The 19174-nt window shown below is 63.9% G+C and carries 20 protein-coding genes; 14 read left to right on the top strand and 6 right to left on the bottom strand.

What is annotated here, in order from left to right; all coding sequences use genetic code 11:
• Position 1: 1 nt before the first annotated feature.
• The 3 genes from drmA to drmC are packed head-to-tail and all read left to right on the top strand — an operon-like array spanning position 2 to position 6586.
• Positions 2-3973: a DISARM system helicase DrmA gene (gene drmA / locus M52SOB_RS09075; RefSeq protein WP_131111563.1), complete on the top strand. Its 3972-nt coding sequence runs from the start codon at positions 2-4 to the stop codon at positions 3971-3973.
• 2 nt (positions 3974-3975) lie between these two features.
• Positions 3976-5823, top strand: a complete 1848-nt coding sequence (gene drmB / locus M52SOB_RS09070; protein WP_131111562.1) for a DUF1998 domain-containing protein — start codon at positions 3976-3978, stop codon at positions 5821-5823.
• Position 5824: 1 nt separating this feature from the next.
• Positions 5825-6586, top strand: coding sequence for a DISARM system phospholipase D-like protein DrmC (drmC, locus tag M52SOB_RS09065; protein WP_131111561.1), 762 nt, complete (start codon positions 5825-5827; stop codon positions 6584-6586).
• Between the two features lie 390 nt (positions 6587-6976).
• Here the strand turns inward: drmC and M52SOB_RS09060 are convergent, their stop codons facing one another.
• A complete protein-coding gene (locus tag M52SOB_RS09060; RefSeq protein ID WP_131111560.1) occupies positions 6977-7393 on the bottom strand; it encodes a hypothetical protein in 417 nt (138 codons plus the stop codon).
• Between the two features lie 91 nt (positions 7394-7484).
• On the opposite strand from M52SOB_RS09060, the gene M52SOB_RS09055 reads away from it, so the two are divergent.
• Positions 7485-7874: a type II toxin-antitoxin system RelE/ParE family toxin gene (locus M52SOB_RS09055; RefSeq protein WP_131111559.1), complete on the top strand. Its 390-nt coding sequence runs from the start codon at positions 7485-7487 to the stop codon at positions 7872-7874.
• Positions 7852-8211 (top strand): helix-turn-helix domain-containing protein, encoded by a 360-nt coding sequence (locus M52SOB_RS09050; RefSeq protein WP_284155058.1) that lies wholly within the window; start codon positions 7852-7854, stop codon positions 8209-8211. The genes M52SOB_RS09055 and M52SOB_RS09050 overlap by 23 nt, the downstream gene beginning before the upstream one ends.
• 19 nt (positions 8212-8230) lie before the next feature.
• Here the strand turns inward: M52SOB_RS09050 and M52SOB_RS13945 are convergent, their stop codons facing one another.
• Positions 8231-8368, bottom strand: coding sequence for a hypothetical protein (locus M52SOB_RS13945; protein WP_172601801.1), 138 nt, complete (start codon positions 8366-8368; stop codon positions 8231-8233).
• Between the two features lie 63 nt (positions 8369-8431).
• Between M52SOB_RS13945 and M52SOB_RS09045 the strand changes: the two genes are divergently transcribed.
• Both M52SOB_RS09045 and M52SOB_RS09040 read left to right on the top strand, forming a co-directional pair.
• Positions 8432-8713, top strand: coding sequence for a type II toxin-antitoxin system ParD family antitoxin (locus M52SOB_RS09045; protein ID WP_131111558.1), 282 nt, complete (start codon positions 8432-8434; stop codon positions 8711-8713).
• A complete protein-coding gene (locus tag M52SOB_RS09040; protein ID WP_131111557.1) occupies positions 8710-9060 on the top strand; it encodes a type II toxin-antitoxin system RelE/ParE family toxin in 351 nt (116 codons plus the stop codon). The genes M52SOB_RS09045 and M52SOB_RS09040 overlap by 4 nt, the downstream gene beginning before the upstream one ends.
• Before the next feature lie 394 nt (positions 9061-9454).
• Here M52SOB_RS09040 and M52SOB_RS13940 read toward each other — a convergent pair whose 3' ends face one another.
• From M52SOB_RS13940 to M52SOB_RS09030, 4 genes are all read right to left on the bottom strand, one after another.
• The gene (locus M52SOB_RS13940; protein ID WP_172601800.1) at positions 9455-9607 is read right to left on the bottom strand and encodes a hypothetical protein; all 153 of its coding nucleotides are present in this window, start codon (positions 9605-9607) and stop codon (positions 9455-9457) included.
• Positions 9608-9695: 88 nt separating this feature from the next.
• Positions 9696-9845, bottom strand: coding sequence for a hypothetical protein (locus M52SOB_RS13935; protein WP_172601799.1), 150 nt, complete (start codon positions 9843-9845; stop codon positions 9696-9698).
• A gap of 69 nt (positions 9846-9914) precedes the next feature.
• Positions 9915-11000 (bottom strand): porin, encoded by a 1086-nt coding sequence (locus tag M52SOB_RS09035; RefSeq protein WP_172601798.1) that lies wholly within the window; start codon positions 10998-11000, stop codon positions 9915-9917.
• 424 nt (positions 11001-11424) lie between these two features.
• Entirely contained in the window at positions 11425-12306 is an 882-nt protein-coding gene (locus M52SOB_RS09030) for a hypothetical protein (protein WP_131111555.1), read from the bottom strand.
• A 196-nt stretch (positions 12307-12502) separates the two neighbouring features.
• Between M52SOB_RS09030 and aroE the strand changes: the two genes are divergently transcribed.
• The 7 genes from aroE to ccoN all read left to right on the top strand — a co-directional run bounded on the left by aroE (position 12503) and on the right by ccoN (position 19164).
• Positions 12503-13318, top strand: a complete 816-nt coding sequence (aroE, locus tag M52SOB_RS09025) for a shikimate dehydrogenase (protein ID WP_131111554.1) — start codon at positions 12503-12505, stop codon at positions 13316-13318.
• Positions 13319-13331: 13 nt separating this feature from the next.
• Complete coding sequence (locus M52SOB_RS09020) at positions 13332-13679, top strand: DUF6883 domain-containing protein (RefSeq protein ID WP_131111553.1); 348 nt, start codon at positions 13332-13334, stop codon at positions 13677-13679.
• A complete protein-coding gene (locus M52SOB_RS09015) occupies positions 13666-13872 on the top strand; it encodes a DUF4926 domain-containing protein (RefSeq protein WP_131111552.1) in 207 nt (68 codons plus the stop codon). The genes M52SOB_RS09020 and M52SOB_RS09015 overlap by 14 nt, the downstream gene beginning before the upstream one ends.
• A 60-nt stretch (positions 13873-13932) precedes the next feature.
• A complete protein-coding gene (locus M52SOB_RS09010) occupies positions 13933-14700 on the top strand; it encodes an SDR family NAD(P)-dependent oxidoreductase (RefSeq protein ID WP_131111551.1) in 768 nt (255 codons plus the stop codon).
• Positions 14701-14705: 5 nt separating this feature from the next.
• A complete protein-coding gene (locus M52SOB_RS09005; protein WP_284155057.1) occupies positions 14706-17168 on the top strand; it encodes a heavy metal translocating P-type ATPase in 2463 nt (820 codons plus the stop codon).
• Positions 17147-17356, top strand: coding sequence for a cbb3-type cytochrome oxidase assembly protein CcoS (gene ccoS, locus M52SOB_RS09000; RefSeq protein ID WP_131111549.1), 210 nt, complete (start codon positions 17147-17149; stop codon positions 17354-17356). The genes M52SOB_RS09005 and ccoS overlap by 22 nt, the downstream gene beginning before the upstream one ends.
• 368 nt (positions 17357-17724) lie before the next feature.
• Complete coding sequence (ccoN, locus tag M52SOB_RS08995; protein WP_131111548.1) at positions 17725-19164, top strand: cytochrome-c oxidase, cbb3-type subunit I; 1440 nt, start codon at positions 17725-17727, stop codon at positions 19162-19164.
• Positions 19165-19174 lie beyond the last annotated feature (10 nt).

Genomic DNA, 19174 nt, shown 5'->3' with positions numbered 1-19174 from the left:
AATGGCCGACCATCCCAACGCCTGGATCGCCATCGACCACGGCCTCGGCACCGGTCGCAGGCTGGCGCCCTACACGCTGACATTGAAGGGTGACCGATCCCAGTACCAGGCCGTCGCCGAGGACGACTGGGTGCTGGTACTCGACGCCAGCGGGGCGGTGGTGCGTGCCGGGCGTGTGCTGCGCATCCGATCCGACCTCGAGACGACCACGATCTTCTTCGACCGCGTGTGCGCCGCCGGTGCGTCGGTACCGGCGGCCAGCCTGTCGCTGACGCCCCCGTCCTCTGGCAGCGTCGGGCGTATCTCGTGGGAGACCTTCGTCTCGGCTTTGTCCAAGGCGTTCGGTCACACCGTCGCGACCGTGCCGGTGATCGAAGACCGAGCCTACGTTCGCGAACTGCTGCAACTGGCCGTGGTGGACGACCTGCTCGGCCCTGCCGGCGGCCCGCACGAGCGCATCGTGGACATGAGCGTGCGCGATCGCTACCTGGTCGGGAAGTTGGCTCCGCGCGAAGCGGCTCGAGGTGGCATCGAGGGTCTGGAGGGGCCGCTGGCGGAGGAAGAAGTCGAGGAACCCAGCGACCCGATCGTACCTGGCCAGCACGAACCGGGTGCCGAGTTCGGGACGGCGACTGGGCAGGTGGAACCCGAATCGGATGCCTCTGACGAAATCGACGCCGCGAGCAATCAATCGCTGGTGCCCAGCAGCTTCGGCATGACCTTCTGTGTCGACGGCGACGTCGAGCGGATCGAAATCGAGGCACGTTGGGGGAGGTACGAGCGCGTGCCCAACGACGAGCACGAGGTAGTCCGCAAGGACGGTTCCAAAGCCAAAGTCTGGCAGCGCGTCCCCTGCGGTGGAAGGCTGGTGCTCCCCCTCGCGGAAGGCGCGATCCCCCACCAGGCACCCGACCCGAATCATCCGGCAGTACGGATCCAGGGTTCCGTCCGCGCCAGGAACGCCAAGGGTGATCGCTTGGTGACTCTGTTCCTGGTCAACGCGCAGGAGGAGCCTGACACCAACCGTGATACCGCCTGGCTGTTCCAGCCCGAGCTGATCGTGCGAGCGGAACCCGCGACCACAGGCCAGGCCATCTTTCGCCGCCGCCCGGTATTGGACGCGGACGGGATGGATCCCGAGCGCGAGTCGTTGGAGATGATCTACCGCAACCGTGTGGAGTTCGCGGTCGGTCATGGCGTGGCCGTACATGCGGAGACGGCCGAGGACGACCCGACGCGGGCCATCGAGGTGCGCACCACCGTCGTGCCACAGTACGAGGTACAGGTGACCGAGACGCCGGGTCTGGATCCCGCCGACCGCCCAGCGATGAGAGAGATGGTGGCGAGCGGCCTGCTCGACATGCAGCGCCTCGCCACCCTGGACGTGGCCGAGTTGGTCGAGGCGCTGAACACGCTGACCCGCGACTACGGGGCGTGGATCGCGGAGCAGCGCAGCCGCATCGGCCGGGACGTGGTCGGCTACGACATGCAGGCCGCCCAGGCGTTGGATCGGTGCGAGGAGATCCGAGCGCGGCTGCAGCAAGCCATCGACACGCTGAAGAACGACGAAAAGGCGCTGACCGCGTTCCGCTTCGCCAACCGAGCGATGGCATTACAGCGCGTGCGGAGCGTCTATGCTCTGAAACGGCGTCGGGGAGACGATCCCGATCTCGGCGAGCTGGAGAAGAGCGAGAGGCCTTCCTGGCGCCCGTTCCAGTTGGCGTTCCTGTTGCTGTCGATCCCGCCGCTGGCCGACCCGACGCACCCGGATCGTGTGCAACCGGTCGAAGCCTATGCCGATCTCTTGTGGTTCCCCACCGGTGGTGGCAAGACCGAGGCCTACTTGGGCGTGGCGGCATTCACCATGGCGATCCGGAGGCTGCAGGGCAAGCTGGGGGGCTACGACGGCTCCCGCGGGCTGGCCGTGATCATGCGCTACACCCTGCGGCTACTGACCTTGCAGCAGTTCCAGCGCGCCACGGCGCTGATCTGTGCGATGGAGAAGCTCCGTCGGGATGCTCTCGTCCAGGGCGACGAATCCTTGGGCAGGGAGCCTTTCACCATCGGTCTGTGGGTCGGCAACAAGGTGACCCCGGGGACGACCGAGGAAGCGCATCGAGCCATCGAAGATTTCAGGAACCCCGGAAAACACCGCGCTGGAACACCATCGCCCCTTCAGCTGACCAGTTGCCCATGGTGTGGTTCTGCCATAGACCCGGGTCGGGACGTCGTCGTCGACAAGGAACGCGGCCGGACGATCGTCTACTGCGGTGATCCGATGAGCCGCTGCCCGTTCTCCCGTGGCAGATCGAGCAATCTTCCTCACCCTGGCATCCCGGTGCTGACGGTGGACGAGGAGATCTACCACCGTCCGCCGACGATGATGATCGCCACCGTGGACAAATTCGCCATGATGGCGTGGCGTGGCCAGGTGCGCACGCTGTTCGGCCGGGTGAGCCAGGAATGCGAGCGCCATGGCCTGCTCTGGCCCGGCTGCGAGTGCAACACCGGCCATCGCGCATCCAAGGGCCTGCCCGCGGCGGCGGTGAGGTCCGTCAGCCCCATCCGGCCGCCCGATCTGGTCATCCAGGACGAGTTCCACCTCATCAGCGGCCCGCTGGGCACGATGGTCGGCCTGTACGAATCGGCGGTGGACGAGCTGTGCGGGTGGACGCTCGACGGCAAGACGATCAAGCCGAAGATCGTCGCGTCCACGGCGACGGTCCGCAAAGCCAAGGAACAGGTGAACAACGTGTTCATGCGGCGCGTGTCGGTGTTCCCGCCGCATGGCCTGGACGTGGAGGACAACTACTTCTCGGTCCAGCGTCCGATCGATCGGCGGCCTGGGCGTCGCTATCTCTGCGTGTGCTCGCCCGGCAGTTCGCGCCCCGCGATGCTGATTCGCGTCTACACCGCCTTCCTCACCGCGGCACAAGCCCTGTTCGAGCGCTTCGGTGAGGCCGCCGACCCGTACATGACGATGGTCGGCTACTTCAATTCACTGCGCGAGCTGGGGGGGATGCGACGGCTGGCCGAGGACGACGTCCAGACGCGTTCGTACCGTGTGCAGATGAGCATGGTCGAGCGGCCCGCGCTCGCCCAGCGCAGCGTCAGCCACATCCGGGAGCTGACGTCGCGCGTCTCCAGCCAGGACATCCCGAAGTACCTCGACGCCCTCGAAGTCGAGTTCAAGGCCGCGTTCGATCCGAGTGTGGGCAAATACGTGACGAGATGGAACGAGGGCGACCCCCGCGCCATCGACGTGGTGCTGGCGACCAACATGCTGTCGGTCGGCGTGGACGTGAACCGGCTGGGCCTGATGGCGGTGAACGGGCAGCCGAAAGGCACGGCCGAGTACATCCAGGCGACCAGCCGTGTGGGCCGGTCCTTCCCCGGGCTCGTCTGCACTGTGCTCACGTGGGCACGACCGCGCGACCTCTCGCACTACGAGACCTTCGAGCACTACCACGCGACGTTCTACAAGCACGTGGAGGCGCAGTCGGTGACACCTTTCTCGCCTCGCGCCATGGATCGCGGGCTGACCGGCGCGTTGCTGAGCCTGATGCGGCTGGAGTACGCCGACTTCAGCCCGAACGAGGGAGCGGCCGTACTCGACCGGCCCGACAAGCCCGAGGTTCTTAAGGCCATTGACGTGCTGGTGGGGCGAGCCTGGAATGTCAGTGAGAACCGGGTCATCGAGGCACTGGCCGAACGTGAACTGAAGGAACGAGCCGACGAGTGGGCCAAGCAGGCGAGCGTCCCGGGACGTACCTTGGCCTACGAGAAACGCGGCGAACGTGCGGCGACGATGGTTCCGCTGATCAAGTCGCCCGGCATCCACGCGTGGGACAACTGGACGGTCCCGATGTCGATGCGCGAGGTCGAGCCTGGCGTGCGGCTGATCATGAACACGGGGCGCCTATCGGACGGTCACGGCTGGAGGCCCCGCCCGGTGTCGAGTGACGAGGACTGAAAATGACCGATCGAACCCCCGTCGGCGAGGTGCGCCCGAGCCAATTGCTGTGGACGTATGGCCCAGGCGCGCTGATCGACCTACCGAACCTGTCGGTGGTGACGCTGGGCATAGACCAGTGGGAGAAGGACCGGTGCCAGCCGATCCAGGAGCCGCGCCTGCTCGCCGCCGTCCGCAGGGTCCTCGGACCGCAGGTGGAGAACCTGCGCGTGCCCCCATTCCAGAAGAGCGAGCTCGTCGATCCGTGGTCGGCGGAGGCGAACATCGGCGTTCCCGTGCGCCCGTTCCCGCGCTGGATGCGCTGCGTGAAGTGCGGCTTGTTGTCTCCTTTCGATACCGGCCTGTTCGATATCAAGGAGCACCGCTTCCGTCCGGAGCGCACCCGCTTCGTCCACAAGGGCTGTCGCGGCTCCAAGGGCGATCAGCCGGCCAAGGATGCCGACGCGGTTCCTGCGCGTTTCCTGTTGGCCTGCCGCAATGGCCACCTCGACGACTTCCCCTGGCACTACTTCGTCCACGGTGGCAACAGCGCCTGCAAGGGGACGCTGCGCTTCTTCGAGAGCGGTGCCTCGTTGCAGACCGAGAACCTGTGGGTGAAGTGCGATGCCTGTGGGGCATCGCGCAGCATGGCGCAAGCCTTCGGCAAGGCGGGGAAGGAGAACCTGCCGAGCTGTCGAGGCAGGCATCCCCACCTGGACCATTTCGACGACGACTGTGACGAAGAAGCGCGGGCCATCCTCTTGGGCTCGACGAACGGTTGGTTTCCGATCACCCTGTCCGCGCTCGCCATCCCCCAGGCCAATGACCCGCTCGGCCAACTGATCCTGGATGGTTGGGAGTTCTTCGACGATCTGGACTCGGAGGCCGCCGTCGCCGTGACGGTGAAGACGCTGAAGAAGACCGGAGTCCTACCGGGCATCGACAAGCATTCGGCCTCCGCCATCTGGGCGGCCATCGAAGCGCATCGCCACGGCGGCGGGCAGGACACCGTCGGCCAAGCCGATATCAAAGGCCCGGAGTGGGACGTCCTGACGGCAGCCGATCCGCCGGCCGACTACCCACACTTCATGAGCAAAAAAGTGGACACGCCTGCCGGCTTCGAGAGGTACATCCGCAGAGTGTTGCTGCTGGAGAGGCTCCGAGAGGTCAATGCCCTGTTGGGCTTCACCCGCGTGGAAGCGCCCGAGGAGTCGAGCGATCGGGACGAGCGCCCTCGGATGGCGGCTCTCGCCCGCCACAAGCCCGATTGGGTGCCGGCGAATCAGGTGCATGGCGAGGGTATCTTCATCCAGTTCAGCGAGGAGGCACTACGGGCGTGGGAGGCGCTCGCGGGTGTCCAGCAGGTCGATCGGATGCTCGTGGCCGGGCATCAGGGTTGGCGGAACTCGCGCCACCTCGATCCGAACGAGGGCTATCCGGGTATCCGCTATGCCATGCTCCACACGCTGTCGCACTTGCTCATCCGCGAGCTGGCACTCGAATGCGGCTACAACGCGGCGAGCATCCGTGAACGGATCTATGCCGATGCCGAGAATCGACGTGCGGGCATCCTCATCTACACGGCGGCGCCCGATTCGGACGGGACGCTGGGTGGCCTCGTCGACCTGGGCAAACCCGAGAACCTCGGCCGACTGCTGCGGCAGGCCCTGACCCGAGCGAAGGTCTGTTCGTCCGACCCGCTCTGCTCGGAGCATGACCCAGGCAAGGATCGCTCCCTCCACGCCGCCGCGTGCCATGCGTGCAGTCTGGTCGCGGAGACCTCCTGCGAGCGGGGCAACCGTTATCTCGATAGGTCTTTGCTGGTGCCGACCCTCGAACGAGGGAGCGCCGCATTCTTCGCCGAGCTGTGACATGGATAGACTCCTGGAAGCCGTCACAGCCGTGGTCTGTCTCGTTTCGCCGGAGAAAGTGCGGGCGCTGGCGGGCGCGATTCGGAAGATCGAGGACGCGAAGGCAAACGCCGCCCTGTCGGATGCCGTCGGCACGGCTACGGCCAAAGCCGTCGTCGATCGTCTCGTCGATGCTTGGCGGAGCACGTCGGTCGGTTCCGGCGAGTTGGCTTCGATGCTCCTCGCCGCCGGTCATGCATTCGAGAGCGTATCGAAGCAGCAGTCGATCGAGCTCGTGTGGACGGGTCCGACGACGCCATTCGTCTCCGCGCGCCGAACCGAACAGGCGCTGTTGCAGGTCATCGGTGCGGCCAGGCAAACCTTGTTCGTCACCAGTTTCGTGGCCTACGACGTCTCGACCATCGTGAAGGCATTGAACGATGCGAGCACGCGGGGGGTGAGCATATCGATGCTCCTCGAGTCGTCACAGGATCACGGGGGCAGCATCACCTTGGACGTGATCGGCAAGATGAGGACACTGGTTCCTTCCGCGAAGCTCTACGCCTGGCGTGAGCGAGCGGCCCCGTTCGCGGATGGGCGTGTCCACGCCAAGGTCGCCGTCGCCGACGGCGCCGTCTGCTTCATCACCAGCGCCAACCTGACTGGTCATGCCATGGACCGGAACATGGAGGCTGGCGTACTCCTTACGGGCGGCCAAATCCCGAGGTTGCTGCACGAACACTTGCAGGCGTTGGTCGACACGAAAACGGTGTCTCCCGTCTGAACTTGCGAGGAAGTGCTCGGGGGCGTCTGGTTCATCCTCGGATGCGCTCCCAGTGAAGAATCACTCCTACGGCGGCCTCTCCCGTCTGGCAGACGGGTTTCCTATGGTGGGAAACTGCACCACCAATTCCAAAAGCCCGAACCCGTTTCGGGCTTTTTCACGTCTGCCCGCAGCGCCAGTTCTGGTGCGCCTTCGCGAGTTTACCTCGCGAGGGTCACCTCTCCAATTTCCGCGTTTTTGGCCCTCTCAGGCCTCTCTGTTCTCCGATTTTATCTGGTTGCCTCGCGAGCGTGCGCGAGGCAACCCCTCGTAACCATGCGGGTTTCGGGGCGGTCGGTTGTAGCTGACAACTGCTACTCTACGTGGAACTGAAATATGAAATGCCGCCACTCAGGTTCGTTTGGGACGGGTTTTTCCCTTGGCGCACTGCCTGTCCTGCGCAATCCCATTAATCAACTGCGCGAGGGCAGGCAGGTCGATCTGGATTCCGGCTCGATCCGGATAGACGGTGACCCGCGAGATCAGGCGAAAGAGTGTGTCGGCCTGCGTCCATTCGGTGAATAGGTTCCATGCGGCATCGATGTACGGCAAACAGCGACAGCAGATCGGCCAGATCGAACAGGCTGCGGCTGAGACGATCCAGCCCATGCCACGCCGACTGATGATGAACTGCTCACAAGCCTCGACCTGCGCGGCGATCGAGGTCAGCTCGCGCCGCTCGGAATCAGCGACTGAGACGCGCGCATAGATGGCGCAGCGTATAGGGCGCTGCGTTGCGGCAGCGGATGGCGGAGCATCTTCGAGCATGACCAGTATGATCCCAGATTCCTTCACGCTCACAAAAGCACAGTCGAACAATGGCCTTGACGACATATGGTATTGAATACATAATCTGCTCATGAATTGGGCCGTCCTCTTCCACGAAGCCTTTGACGCGGAGTTCGCCGATCTGGCAGAGGGCTTGCAGGACGAGTTACTGGCGCACGCCCGACTGCTGGCAGAGTTCGGCCCCAACCTGGGGCGCCCGACGGTGGATACACTCAAGGGCTCGCGCCACACGAACATGAAGGAGTTGCGGTTCTCCTGGCAGGGCGAGGTGTGGCGGGTGGCCTTCGCCTTCGATCCCAAGCGCCAGGCGATCCTGCTGGTCGGCGGCGACAAAGCGGGCGCGGATCAGCGACGGTTCTACAAATATCTGATCAGGGTGGCCGATGAGCGTTTCGACGAACATCTGTCCACCGTGAAGCGAAAGAGCAAGGAGTCCGATGATGGCAAGAAAACTCGATGATGTAATGGCTGCATTGCCCAAGGCGCGGCGGCAGCGCATCGAAGCGCGCGCCATGGAACTGGCGACGCTCAAGGATCTGCGCCTGGCGGCCAAGAAGACGCAGGAACAACTGGCCGAGACGCTCGGTGTTGGACAGGACACCATCTCCCGTCTGGAAAAGCGCAGCGACATGCTGCTCTCCACGCTGCGGCACTATGTGGAGAGCATGGGCGGCAGGCTGGAACTCGTCGCGCAATTCCCGAACCGGCCCCCGGTGGTGATCGAGCACCTGGGGGGAGAGTCCAAGCCCCAGCGCAAGGCTTCAAGTGCAAGGCGAGGGAGGCGGGTGGCGGCCTGACATCGTTTCGAGATTGCCTTTATGGCAGCGCTTCATATTTCAGGCTGCCACCAAATACAAAAGCCCGAACCCATTTGGGCTTTTTCACGTCTGCCCGCAACGCCAGTTCTGGCAGGGCTTCGCGGATTTGCCTCGCGAGCGTCACTATCATGGCCATCGGGATTGCACTTGGAGCGTGGAATTGGCATATTATGCCAATCTTTCCTGCAAGGAGATCGTCATGCCGACGCGCAATGTTGTCCTCACCGATCACCAGGCCGCGCTGGTAGAGCATTTGGTCGCCAGCGGCCGCTACCAGAACGCCAGCGAAGTGCTGCGCGAGGGCTTGCGTCTGGTCGAACAACGCGAGGCCGAGGATGCCATTCGCCTCGAAGCGCTGCGCGCCGCCGCCAAGGCGGGCATCGCCGATATCGAGGCGGGGCGCTACAAGACGTTCGATACCCGGGAATCCTTGCGCGCCCACCTGAAGACCGTGACCGACCAAACGCTCGCCCAGGCATGAGCGAGCCGTGGCGTGTTCGCCTGGCCGCCAGTGCCGAGGCCGATCTGCTCGACATCGCGGCATGGACGGCGGAGCACTTCGGTGCTCGACAGGCTGCGTACTATGTCGACACCGTGACAGAAGCCATCGAGGCCTTGCACGAGGGGCCCGACATCCTGGGGGCCAAAGCGAGGGACGACATCACGCCCGGCATTCGCACCCTGCATGTGGCGCGGCAGGGTAGAAAGGGCCGTCACTTCGTCGTGTTCCGGGTTGCTCCGGAGCGAGTCATCGAGGTGCTCCGCCTGCTTCACGACAGTATGGATCTATCGAGGCATTGGCCGAACGATGACGCTGCAATACAGTGAGACCGTGAGTAGCGGGGCTATAGCGTGCTCCTGCGGGGCAGCGTGAAACGGACAAATGCCCGAAACTTTCCGCACTGGCCCGAAGGATTGCGCAGGGGTTTGGAAAATGAGTGGTTGACTGCACCACCAATTCCAAAAGCCCGAACCCGTTTCGGGCTTTTTCACGTCTGCCCGCCACGAGTGTTGGCCGGGCACGGGTGCCGTCCCGGCAGCGCCGATTTTTTGTGTGGCGTGAAACGCCTTACCTGCCGAGCGCGATCCTCTGGGTTTGATCGACGGGTGGATGGTGAGGTCGGCGTGCTGCGTTCGCCCCGGCCTTTTCCTAGCTTTGGCATCGGCAGGCAGCGAGGCAAAAAAACGGCCGCCCGGCGGCGGCTTCGTCTTGCCCAGAAGTTCAGAAAAACTGCTTGGCGAAGTTGGCGATGGCCAGGCCGAGCAGGGCGCCGACCATCCATTTGAGCAGCATCAAGTCGGCCTTGATGGGCGCCAGCTCGATTTGCAAGTCCTTTTTCGTGACGAGCTCTGATTCGTCGATGGCAGCGCGCAAGGCTTCACGGAGAGCTTGTAAAAAAATTCGTCGCGAGCGGGCTGATGGCAAGGCGCCCGGAGCGCAGCGACCGAGACATAACATGGAGTTAGGCGAGGGAGCGAGCACCGCGCAACGCAGCCAGCAGATAGCGCAAGAATTTTTCACAAGCTCTGAGCGATTCGGCCTGTTTGAGGTCGAAGCCGCCTTCTTGCAGTTTGCGGACGAACTTGTGTGTGTCGAAAGTGATCGCGCTCATGCGCGGCAATATAGCAAAAAAAACAGCCGCCCGCAGGCGGCTGTTCGAGTTCGGATCGAGAGGAATCGATCAGAAGGTATGGCGGATGCCGATTTGGAAGCCCTTCGGATCGGCACCGGCACCATTCGTCTGGCTGAACCCGACGGCATTCACACCGAAGTCGTAGGAAGCAGCGGCTTCGTTGCTGATCTGCGACCAGACGGCCTTGATCATGGTGCGCTTGGAGAGGCTGTGCTCGTAGCCGATCGCGAACATCTTGGCGCCGGTATCGGAGGTGTCGGTCACATCGCCTGCATGGCCGTATTGGGCAATGATCTTGCCATTGCCGCCGACATTGAAGGTGACCGGCAGGAACCAGGCATTGCGTTTGGCATTGCCCGTGTTGTCTTCCCACTTGACGCGGTCCCACAGCAGGCCGACGGTGCCCATGCCGAAATTGTACTTGGCGCCGACACGGGTCGCGGAACCCTTGGTGTCAGCGATATCGCCAACCTTGGCCTGGTTGTAGCTGGCCGCCACCATGATCGGGCCGTTTTCATACTTGGCGCCGATATCATAGCCACGGGTATTCAGCTGGCCTGCAGTCCCACTCAGTCCATCCCGGGTCTTGTTCTCGTTGGCAACATAGGCCGCCACGACCGAGAAGCCGCTGAAGCTGGGCGAAATGTAGGCGATGGCATTCTGCCAACGGGTGTCGAACAGCGAGGCACCTGCGCCGCCGCCCAGCTTACCGATCAGGCCGGTGTTGGCGGTGATACCGGTTGCGCCGGCGAACGGATCCATCGCAGCGCCCAGGGCACGGGTCGGGCCGGTCAGGTTACCCATCGCGACGGTACCAAAGCCGCCGCCGAGGCCCACATAACTGTCACGGTTCGCCCAGGTGCCGCCGGTGGCGTCGGGGTTAACACCGCTTTCGAACTGGAAAACGGCTTTCAGGCCATTGCCCAGATCCTCAGCACCCTTGAAGCCGATGTAAGAGGAGTTAGAGGACACGCGGTTGCGGTTCGGCATGTTGTAGCCCGAATCGGTTGCGCCGCCAGCCTTGACGTTGTCGAAGGTCAGGTCGGCGACACCGTAGATGGTGACGTTCGACTGCGCGAAGGCGGCGCCGGAAACGAGGCCGGCGACGGCCAGAGCGATGATTTTCTTCTGCATATGAATCTCCTTTTGGTTGAAGAAGAGCGGTTTCAATGACCTCATGAGGATTGCGTGGTTCGCCACTGATCCCGCAGAAAACTCCCTGAACGGAAGCTGGCGCCATTATCGCCAATGCCGCCGCCGTGGCGAGCGCCGATTGCGTTTCGACGCGCAAACCAGCGCGGGGATGTTGTGTTTTTGCAACGACCCGGCTGGGGGATGGGATGACCCGCGGAAGGGCAGGTGTCAGACGCCCAGCGCCGCGCCGTTCAACCCAGATTGTCCATTGGAACACGAGCGGGTAGCGCTGGCGAGGGCGAGCAGATTTGCGTCCCCGCGACGAGCCAATAACAGTGTCTATTGGCGAGGAGCGGGGGCGCGAAGATGCCGCCCGTAGTCCGCTACCCGCCGTGTAGGGCGATGAAATGATCGTTTCGCCTGCTCACCGCGCATCAGCCCGGTCCAATGGACAATCTGGGTTTAACAGTGCCATCGCTTCCTCGCCCATCGCGACGGCGTAAAGCCGCCGTTCGGTGAGCCAGGCGACTTCGTCTTCGGTCAGCGAGAGCGAGGAGAAGATGGGGATGAGCCGTCGGCCGGCATATTCGGGGAAATAGCGGAAGAAGGCCTCTTCGCGCACGAAGCGGTCGAAGGCTTCGAGGTATTCGGGGCGCACGGTGGCCTTGGCTTCGAGCAGCATGACGTGGCCTTCCCAGACGAGGATGCCGTCGAATTCGCGCCGGTCGCCGCGCTTGCGCGGGCGGCGGATGCGCTGGCCTTCGAATTCGAGTTCGTCGGGCGCGCCGAAATGCTCGCGGGCGATGCGGCGGCAGGAAGGGTAGATGATGTCCTCGACGATGGTGCCGAGCTTGTTGGCGATCGCGCCCCACTGCAGATTCATCTCGCGCCGCTCGCGCTTCATCTCGGCGATGTCTTCGTCGACCTTGCGCTTGAACTCGGCCATTTCGTTCTTGAAGTCCAGCATCTCGTTCCTGAACTCGACCGTCCCGTTCTTGAAGTCGAGCATCTCGTTCTTGAACCCGGCCATCTCGTTCTTGAACGCGCGCATTTCGTCCTTGAAGTCGAGCATCTCGTTCTTGAACTCGGTCATCTCGTTCTTGAACGCGCGCATTTCGTCCTTGAAGTCGAGCATCTCGTTCTTGAACGCGCGCATTTCGTCCTTGAACACCACCATCTCGCGCTGGAACTTGAGGTTTTCCTCGCGCAGTTCCTTGAGACCCATTTCGTTGTTGAACTGGGCATAGGCGAGCTTCATCAGGGCTTCTTCGAGCCGATCGACGCGCTGTCCGACCGTTTTGGCCATGTCTATCTCCTCATGCGGATGGGCCAACAGATTTACTCTACTCCCGAACAGGGTGCGCTGGCGAGGCAGGTGTGTTAGTGTGTGCATAGCAGAAGGATCGATCGATGCTGGGAGTCGATGAAATCGAAGTGCCACCACGCAACGCTGCGCAGCGTTTGACCTTTGCCGATTATTGCCGCTGGCCGACGGAGGAAGGGTGAGTGACCGTTACGCGGTGATCGGCCACCCGATCAGCCATTCGAAATCGCCGCTGATCCACGCCGCCTTCGCGCGGCAGACCGGACAGGAGATGTCCTACGAGGCGATCCTGGCGCCGCTCGATGGCTTCGCCGCGGCGGTGGCGGCATTTCGTGCTGCCGGCGGCAAGGGCATGAACGTCACGCTGCCGTTCAAGCAGGAGGCGCTGGGACTGGCCGAGAAGCCGACCGAACGGGCGCGGCTCGCCGGCGCGGCGAACACGCTGCGTTTCGACGCGGACGGCATCTATGCCGACAACACCGACGGCGTGGGCTTGGTGCGCGATCTCAGCGGGCGGCTGGGACTCGAGCTCGCCGGAAAACGCGTGCTGATTCTCGGCGCTGGCGGAGCGGCACGGGGGGTGATCCTGCCGTTGCTGGAGGAAAAACCGGCGCTCTTGGCGATCGCCAACCGCAGCGTGGACAAAGCCGAGGCGCTGAAGGCGCAGTTTGCGCCGTTTGGCGCGCTCGCGGCCGGCGGCTTCGGCGATTTCGCGGGCGGGGAGTTCGACCTGGTGATCAATGCGACGTCGGCGAGTCTGGCGGGCGCGGCGCTCGATCTGCCGCCCGGGCTGTTCGCGCCCGGCGCGCTGGCATACGACATGGTCTATGGCCCCAGCGAGACGCCGTTCATGATCCAGGCGCGCCGGCTGGGCGCCGCGCAGGTGGCCGACGGGCTGGGGATGCTGGTCGAGCAGGCCGCCGAGTCCTTCTTCCTCTGGCGCGGCGTGCGGCCCGAGACCGCGCCGGTGATGGCGATGCTCAGGAATATCTGAAGCGGCCGAAGGTATGCGGTTACCGAATCTCGAACGGTTGCATATCGATATCGCCAAGCTGACTGAGTATGTGTTGAACCCGGCCCATCCGGAAGGTCGCCACAAGGCGCGGGTGTTTCTTTCCGCACTGGGGATCAGCGTTGCAAACGCCCGCTGGCTCGCAGATGAAATACTCAGGGCCGTCAAAGATGCTGAGGCCGTGGCGCAGTCAGAGACGAAATGGGGCACAATCTATCGTGTGGATATCGAGATCACCCGCGGCTTGCGCTGCGCAAAGGTGAGAACTGCCTGGCTTTGCACCGTGACAGAAACCCGCTTGGTGACTTGTTTCGTGATCGGAGAATGCAATGAAGCTGCATGATGTCGTGGCGACAGTCGAGGATATGCCCGAAGCGCATCTGGCCAAGGGGCAGGTGGGCACGATCGTGGAAGAACTGGATGGCAAGCATGTACTGGTCGAGTTCGCCGATGTCGATGGCGTCGCTTACGCCATCGTGCCCATACCGTGCGACAAGCTGATGCAGCTACATCACCGGGCAGCTTTGGCTGCCTGAATCTTCAGGTTGAGCCGCAGCCGTTAGAATCCCTGACTTCGCTTTTGGGAGAACGACGCAATGCGGATCGAGGAGAGTGTTTTCATCGTCACCGGCGGGGCTTCGGGTCTGGGCGCGGGTGCGGCGCGGCTGCTGGCCGGGCAGGGCGCTCGGGTCGTGATCGCCGATCTCAACCGTGCGGCGGGCGAGGCGCTGGCCGCGGAACTGGGGGCGAATGCCCGCTTCGTCGCCACCGACGTGACGGACGAGGCAAGCGCCCAGGCCTGTATCGATGCGGCGCGGCAGAGTTTCGGCGCGGTGCATGGGCTGATCGGCTGCGCCGGCATCGTGATGGGCGAGAAGACGGTGGGCAAGGACGGGCCGCATGCGTTGGCGAGCTTCAAGCGCGTGATCGAGGTGAATCTGGTCGGCGCTTTCAACATGATCCGTCTCGCGGCCGCGGCGATGGGCGCGAATGCGCCGAATGCCGAAGGTGAGCGCGGCGTGATCGTCAATACCGCGTCGGTGGCGGCGTTCGACGGCCAGATCGGCCAGGCGGCCTATGCGGCCTCCAAAGGCGGCATCGTCGGCATGACGCTGCCGATCGCGCGCGATCTGGCGCGCATGGGCATCCGCGTGATGACGATCGCGCCGGGGATCATGGAAACGCCGATGATGGCCGGCATGAGCGACGAGGTGCGGGATGCGCTCGGCAAGATGGTGCCGTTCCCGCCGCGGCTGGGGCGGCCGGCCGAGTTCGCCTCGCTGGTGGCCGAAATCGTGCGCAATCCCTATCTGAACGGCGAGACGATCCGCCTCGACGGCGCGATCCGCATGCAGCCGAAATAAAGTCCTTGGCCAACGAACACGAGTGCTATCACTGCGGCCTGCCGGTGCCGCCGGGCTTCGATTTCACGGTCGAGATCGACGGGGTGCCGCGCGCGATGTGCTGCGCCGGCTGTCAGGCCGTGGCAGAGGCGATCGTCGCCAATGGCCTGACCGATTACTACAAGCACCGCGACGCGCTGCCGGAAAGCCCGCGCGAGGCCTTGCCCGTCGCCTTGCAGGAGCTGGGGCTCTTCGACCATCCCGAGGTGCAGAAGAATTTCGTCCGGCCGATCGGCGAGCACGAGCGCGAGGCGACGCTGATCCTCGAAGGCATCACCTGTGCCGCCTGCGTCTGGCTCAACGAAGCGCATCTGGCCAAGCAGCCGGGTGTCACGGCCGTAGACATCAACTATGCGACGCGCCGCGCGCGGGTGCGCTGGGATGAGCGGGTGACGAAGCTCTCCCGGTTGCTCGAGGCGATCCAGGCGATCGGCTATCGCGCCCATCCCTATGATGCGACGAAGTCCGAGCAGCTGGCGCAAAAGGAGCGGCGCACCGCGCAGTGGCGGCTGTTCGTCGCCGGCTTCGGCATGATGCAGGTGATGATGTATGCGGTGCCGGTGTATCTGGCCGAAGGCGACATGACGGCGGACATCGAGCAGCTGATGCGCTGGGCGAGCCTGCTGCTCACGCTGCCGGTGATGGCCTATTCGGCGGCGCCGTTCTTCGCCAGCGCCTGGCGCGATCTGAAATTCCGCCGCGTCGGCATGGACGTGCCGGTGGCGCTCGGGGTGGGCAGTGCGTTTCTCGCCAGCGTCTGGGCGACGCTGACCGGGGCGGGCGAGGTGTATTTCGATTCGGTGACGATGTTCGTCTTCTTCCTGCTCACCGGACGCTATCTGGAGATGATGGCGCGGCAGAAGGCTACCCGGGGCGTCGAGGCGATGGCGCGGGCGATTCCGGCGTTCGCCGAACGGTTGCCACATTGGCCGGCGGTCGAGGCCGAGCGCGTCGCGGTGGCGCATCTGGCGGCGGGCGAGGTTGTGCGCGTCAAGCCCGGCGAGACGATCCCCGGCGACGGCATCGTCGTCGATGGCGAGAGCAGCACCGACGAATCGCTGCTCACCGGCGAGAGCCGGCCGGTGGCCAAGCGATGTGGTGATGCGGTCACCGGCGGCAGCGTGAATGTCGGCAGCCCCTTGACGGTGCGGCTCGAGCGCGTCGGCGAGGCCACCAGGCTCGCCTCGATCCGCCGCCTGATGGAACAGGCCGCGGCCGAGAAACCGACGCTGGTGCAAACGGCAGACCGCATCGCGCAGTATTTCGTCTGGGTGCTCTTGGCGCTGGCGGCAGCGACCGGCGTTTACTGGTTCAACGTCGACCCGGCCAATGCCTTGTGGATCTGCGTTGCGGTGCTGGTGGTGAGCTGTCCGTGCGCGCTGTCCTTGGCGACACCGGCGGCGCTGACGGTGGCGACCGGCGCGCTGGCGAAGGCCGGCGTGCTGGTGACGCGCGGCCATGCGATCGAGACACTGGCGCGCGCCGATCACTGGATCTTCGACAAGACGGGCACGCTGACGCTGGGCCGGCCGACGGTGGTCGATCTGCGCGTGGCCGAGGGGCTCGATGAGACGGAGGTGTTCGCGCAGGTGAGGGCGCTGGAGCAGGCCTCGGAACACCCGCTGGCCAAGGCGTTGTGTGAAAAAGTCGGCGCTGGGAAGACGGCACTCCTCACGCAATTGCGCGCCGTCACCGGCAAGGGGATCGAGGCCCGGGATGCCGAGGGCAGGGCGGTGCGCATCGGCGTGCCGGCCTTCGTCACCGAACTGCATGGCCGGCCGCTGCCCGAAGAGATGGCCGGCTGGCTGGCGGCCGGGGATACGGTCGTCGCCCTGGGTGACGAGGCGGGCTGGCGGGCCTGGTTTCGGTTGAGCGATGGTTTGCGGCCCGGCGCGTGCGAGGCGCTGACGCAGTTGCGCGGGCTGGGCGCACGGTTGACGATCCTGTCCGGTGATGCGCCCGAGACGGTCGCGGCGGTGGCGCGCTCGCTCGGCGTCGAGGATTACCGCGGCGGGATGACACCGGAGGCAAAACATGCCGCAGTGCGTGAGATCCAGCACGGCGGCGCCACCGTGGCAATGGTCGGCGACGGCGTCAATGACGCGCCGGTGCTGGCACAGGCGCATGTTTCGGTGGCGATGGGCGCCGGCACCGATCTCGCGCGCAGTCAGGCCGACGTGGTGTTGCTCTCGAATGATCTCGGTCATCTGGCCGAGGGTGTTGCGCTGGCGCGACAGACCCTGCGGATCATCCGTCAGAACCTGCTGTGGGCCTTTGCCTATAATCTGGTGGCGATCCCGCTGGCGATGGCCGGCTGGGTGACGCCCTGGATGGCCGGCATCGGCATGTCGGCGAGCTCGTTGCTCGTGGTGGTCAATGCCTTGCGGCTGCAGAAAGGCAGGCTCGAATGGAAAGCCTCTATCTCCTGATCCCCGTCTCCGTGCTGCTGGTCTTCGCGATCGGCGTGGTGTTCTGGTGGTCGCTGAAAAGTGGCCAGCTAGACGATCTGGAAGGCCCGGCCTACCGGGTGTTGATGGACGACGATACGCCTCATGAAGAGGCGACGGCCGTCACAGCGGAGAACAAGCCATCTGTTGACGCAGATCAAAGCAAGTGATGGGCAGCAGGGTCATACTCCGCTCCGTTCGTCGCGGGGTAAGTGGTTTGGACCGGGCGAGGGTTTCAGGTTTTCACGGTTAGTCTCTCTGTTGGGGTTGGGGGTGCGCGTTCCGCGCACCCTTTTTTTTACGCTGCTCAATAACAAATTTGATAACCATATCAATAAAATTGTCTTTAAGAAAAGTTGACCTGAATCAATTTCTGAAACCTGAACTGCAGTATCCTGCGTCACGGTTTTGATCCGAGTCAATTTGTCGCAGGGATTTCGGCCGTTCCGATGGCCTGGTCGGGGCGACTGGGGTTTCGCAAAGAGTTCGAATCGGCAGGCAATGGTTTGTTTTTTCAATGAGAGAGGTGAAATCCATCATGCAATCGCAAGCGACTTACAACTATAAGGTCGTGCGCCAGTTCGCCGTGATGACCGTCATCTGGGGCATCGTCGGCATGCTGGTTGGCGTCATCGTCGCCGCCCAGCTGGTCTGGCCACAATTGAACGTTGTCGAATGGCTGTCTTACGGGCGTCTGCGTCCGCTGCACACCAATGCGGTGATCTTCGCCTTTGGCGGCTCTGCATTGTTCGCCACCTCCTACTATGTGGTGCAGCGCACCTGCCACACGACGCTGTTCGCCCCCGGGCTGGCGACTTTCACCTTCTGGGGCTGGCAGCTGGTGATCGTGCTGGCCGCGCTTTCCCTGCCGCTGGGCTTTACCTCCGGCAAGGAGTACGCTGAGCTCGAATGGCCGATCGACCTCCTGATCACCGTGATCTGGGTCGCTTACGCGATCGTCTTCTTCGGCACGGTCGGCACGCGCAAGACCAAGCACATCTACGTCGCCAACTGGTTCTACGGCGCCTTCATCATCGCCGTCGCGCTGCTGCACATTTTCAACAGCGCCGAAATCCCGGTCTTCGAGGCCGGTGTCCTGACGCCGAAGTCCTACTCGGCCTATGCCGGCGTGCAGGATGCGATGGTGCAATGGTGGTATGGTCACAACGCGGTTGGCTTCTTCCTGACTGCCGCTTTCCTCGGCATGATGTATTACTTCGTGCCGAAGCAGGCCGGCCGCCCGGTGTATTCCTACCGCCTGTCGGTGGTGCACTTCTGGGCGCTGATCTTCACCTACATGTGGGCCGGTCCGCACCACCTGCACTACACCGCGCTGCCCGACTGGACCCAGTCGGTCGGCATGCTGTTCTCGCTGATCCTCCTGGCGCCCTCCTGGGGCGGCATGATCAACGGCATCATGACGCTCTCCGGCGCCTGGCACAAGCTGCGTGACGACCCGATCCTGAAGTTCCTCGTCACCTCGCTGTCGTTCTACGGCATGTCGACCTTCGAAGGCCCGATGATGTCGATCAAGACCGTGAATGCCCTGTCGCACTACACCGACTGGACCGTCGGCCACGTGCACTCCGGCGCGCTCGGCTGGGTCGGCATGGTGTCGATCGGTTCGCTGTACTATCTGATCCCGCGCCTGTTCGGTAAGACCGAGATGTACTCGGTGCGCATGATCAACGTGCACTTCTGGATGGCCACGCTCGGCACGGTGCTCTACATCGCTGCGCTGTGGATCTCCGGCGTCATGCAGGGTCTGATGTGGCGCGCCACCAACCCGGACGGCACGCTGACCTATGCCTTCGTCGAATCGGTGAAGGCCTCCTATCCGTTCTGGACCATCCGCGTCGTCGGCGGCCTGCTGTATCTGTCCGGCATGATCCTGATGGCCTACAACATGTTCAAGACGATCGCCAGCGGCAAGGCGGTGGACAATGCCCCCGTCCTGGCCCCTGCCGGCGCACACTGATCGCAAGGGA

Origin of the sequence: Sulfuricystis thermophila (assembly GCF_004323595.1) — a bacterium.
In the GTDB taxonomy this organism is placed as follows: domain Bacteria; phylum Pseudomonadota; class Gammaproteobacteria; order Burkholderiales; family Rhodocyclaceae; genus Sulfuricystis; species Sulfuricystis thermophila.
The sequence above is the reverse complement of the archived record's forward strand: the minus strand, read 5'-3'. Positions and strand labels throughout refer to the sequence as shown.

Bases quoted from the DNA above. Each gene is read 5' to 3' on its own strand.
- drmA (WP_131111563.1), top strand. From the start codon at position 2: ATGGCCGACCATCCCAACGCCTGGATCGCCATCGACCACGGCCTCGGC.
- drmB (WP_131111562.1), top strand. From the start codon at position 3,976: ATGACCGATCGAACCCCCGTCGGCGAGGTGCGCCCGAGCCAATTGCTG.
- drmC (WP_131111561.1), top strand. From the start codon at position 5,825: ATGGATAGACTCCTGGAAGCCGTCACAGCCGTGGTCTGTCTCGTTTCG.
- M52SOB_RS09060 (WP_131111560.1), bottom strand. From the start codon at position 7,393: ATGCTCGAAGATGCTCCGCCATCCGCTGCCGCAACGCAGCGCCCTATA.
- M52SOB_RS09055 (WP_131111559.1), top strand. From the start codon at position 7,485: ATGAATTGGGCCGTCCTCTTCCACGAAGCCTTTGACGCGGAGTTCGCC.
- M52SOB_RS09050 (WP_284155058.1), top strand. From the start codon at position 7,852: ATGATGGCAAGAAAACTCGATGATGTAATGGCTGCATTGCCCAAGGCG.
- M52SOB_RS13945 (WP_172601801.1), bottom strand. From the start codon at position 8,368: ATGGCCATGATAGTGACGCTCGCGAGGCAAATCCGCGAAGCCCTGCCA.
- M52SOB_RS09045 (WP_131111558.1), top strand. From the start codon at position 8,432: ATGCCGACGCGCAATGTTGTCCTCACCGATCACCAGGCCGCGCTGGTA.
- M52SOB_RS09040 (WP_131111557.1), top strand. From the start codon at position 8,710: ATGAGCGAGCCGTGGCGTGTTCGCCTGGCCGCCAGTGCCGAGGCCGAT.
- M52SOB_RS13935 (WP_172601799.1), bottom strand. From the start codon at position 9,845: ATGAGCGCGATCACTTTCGACACACACAAGTTCGTCCGCAAACTGCAA.
- M52SOB_RS09035 (WP_172601798.1), bottom strand. From the start codon at position 11,000: ATGCAGAAGAAAATCATCGCTCTGGCCGTCGCCGGCCTCGTTTCCGGC.
- M52SOB_RS09030 (WP_131111555.1), bottom strand. From the start codon at position 12,306: ATGGCCAAAACGGTCGGACAGCGCGTCGATCGGCTCGAAGAAGCCCTG.
- M52SOB_RS09020 (WP_131111553.1), top strand. From the start codon at position 13,332: ATGCGGTTACCGAATCTCGAACGGTTGCATATCGATATCGCCAAGCTG.
- M52SOB_RS09015 (WP_131111552.1), top strand. From the start codon at position 13,666: ATGAAGCTGCATGATGTCGTGGCGACAGTCGAGGATATGCCCGAAGCG.
- M52SOB_RS09010 (WP_131111551.1), top strand. From the start codon at position 13,933: ATGCGGATCGAGGAGAGTGTTTTCATCGTCACCGGCGGGGCTTCGGGT.
- ccoS (WP_131111549.1), top strand. From the start codon at position 17,147: ATGGAAAGCCTCTATCTCCTGATCCCCGTCTCCGTGCTGCTGGTCTTC.
- ccoN (WP_131111548.1), top strand. From the start codon at position 17,725: ATGCAATCGCAAGCGACTTACAACTATAAGGTCGTGCGCCAGTTCGCC.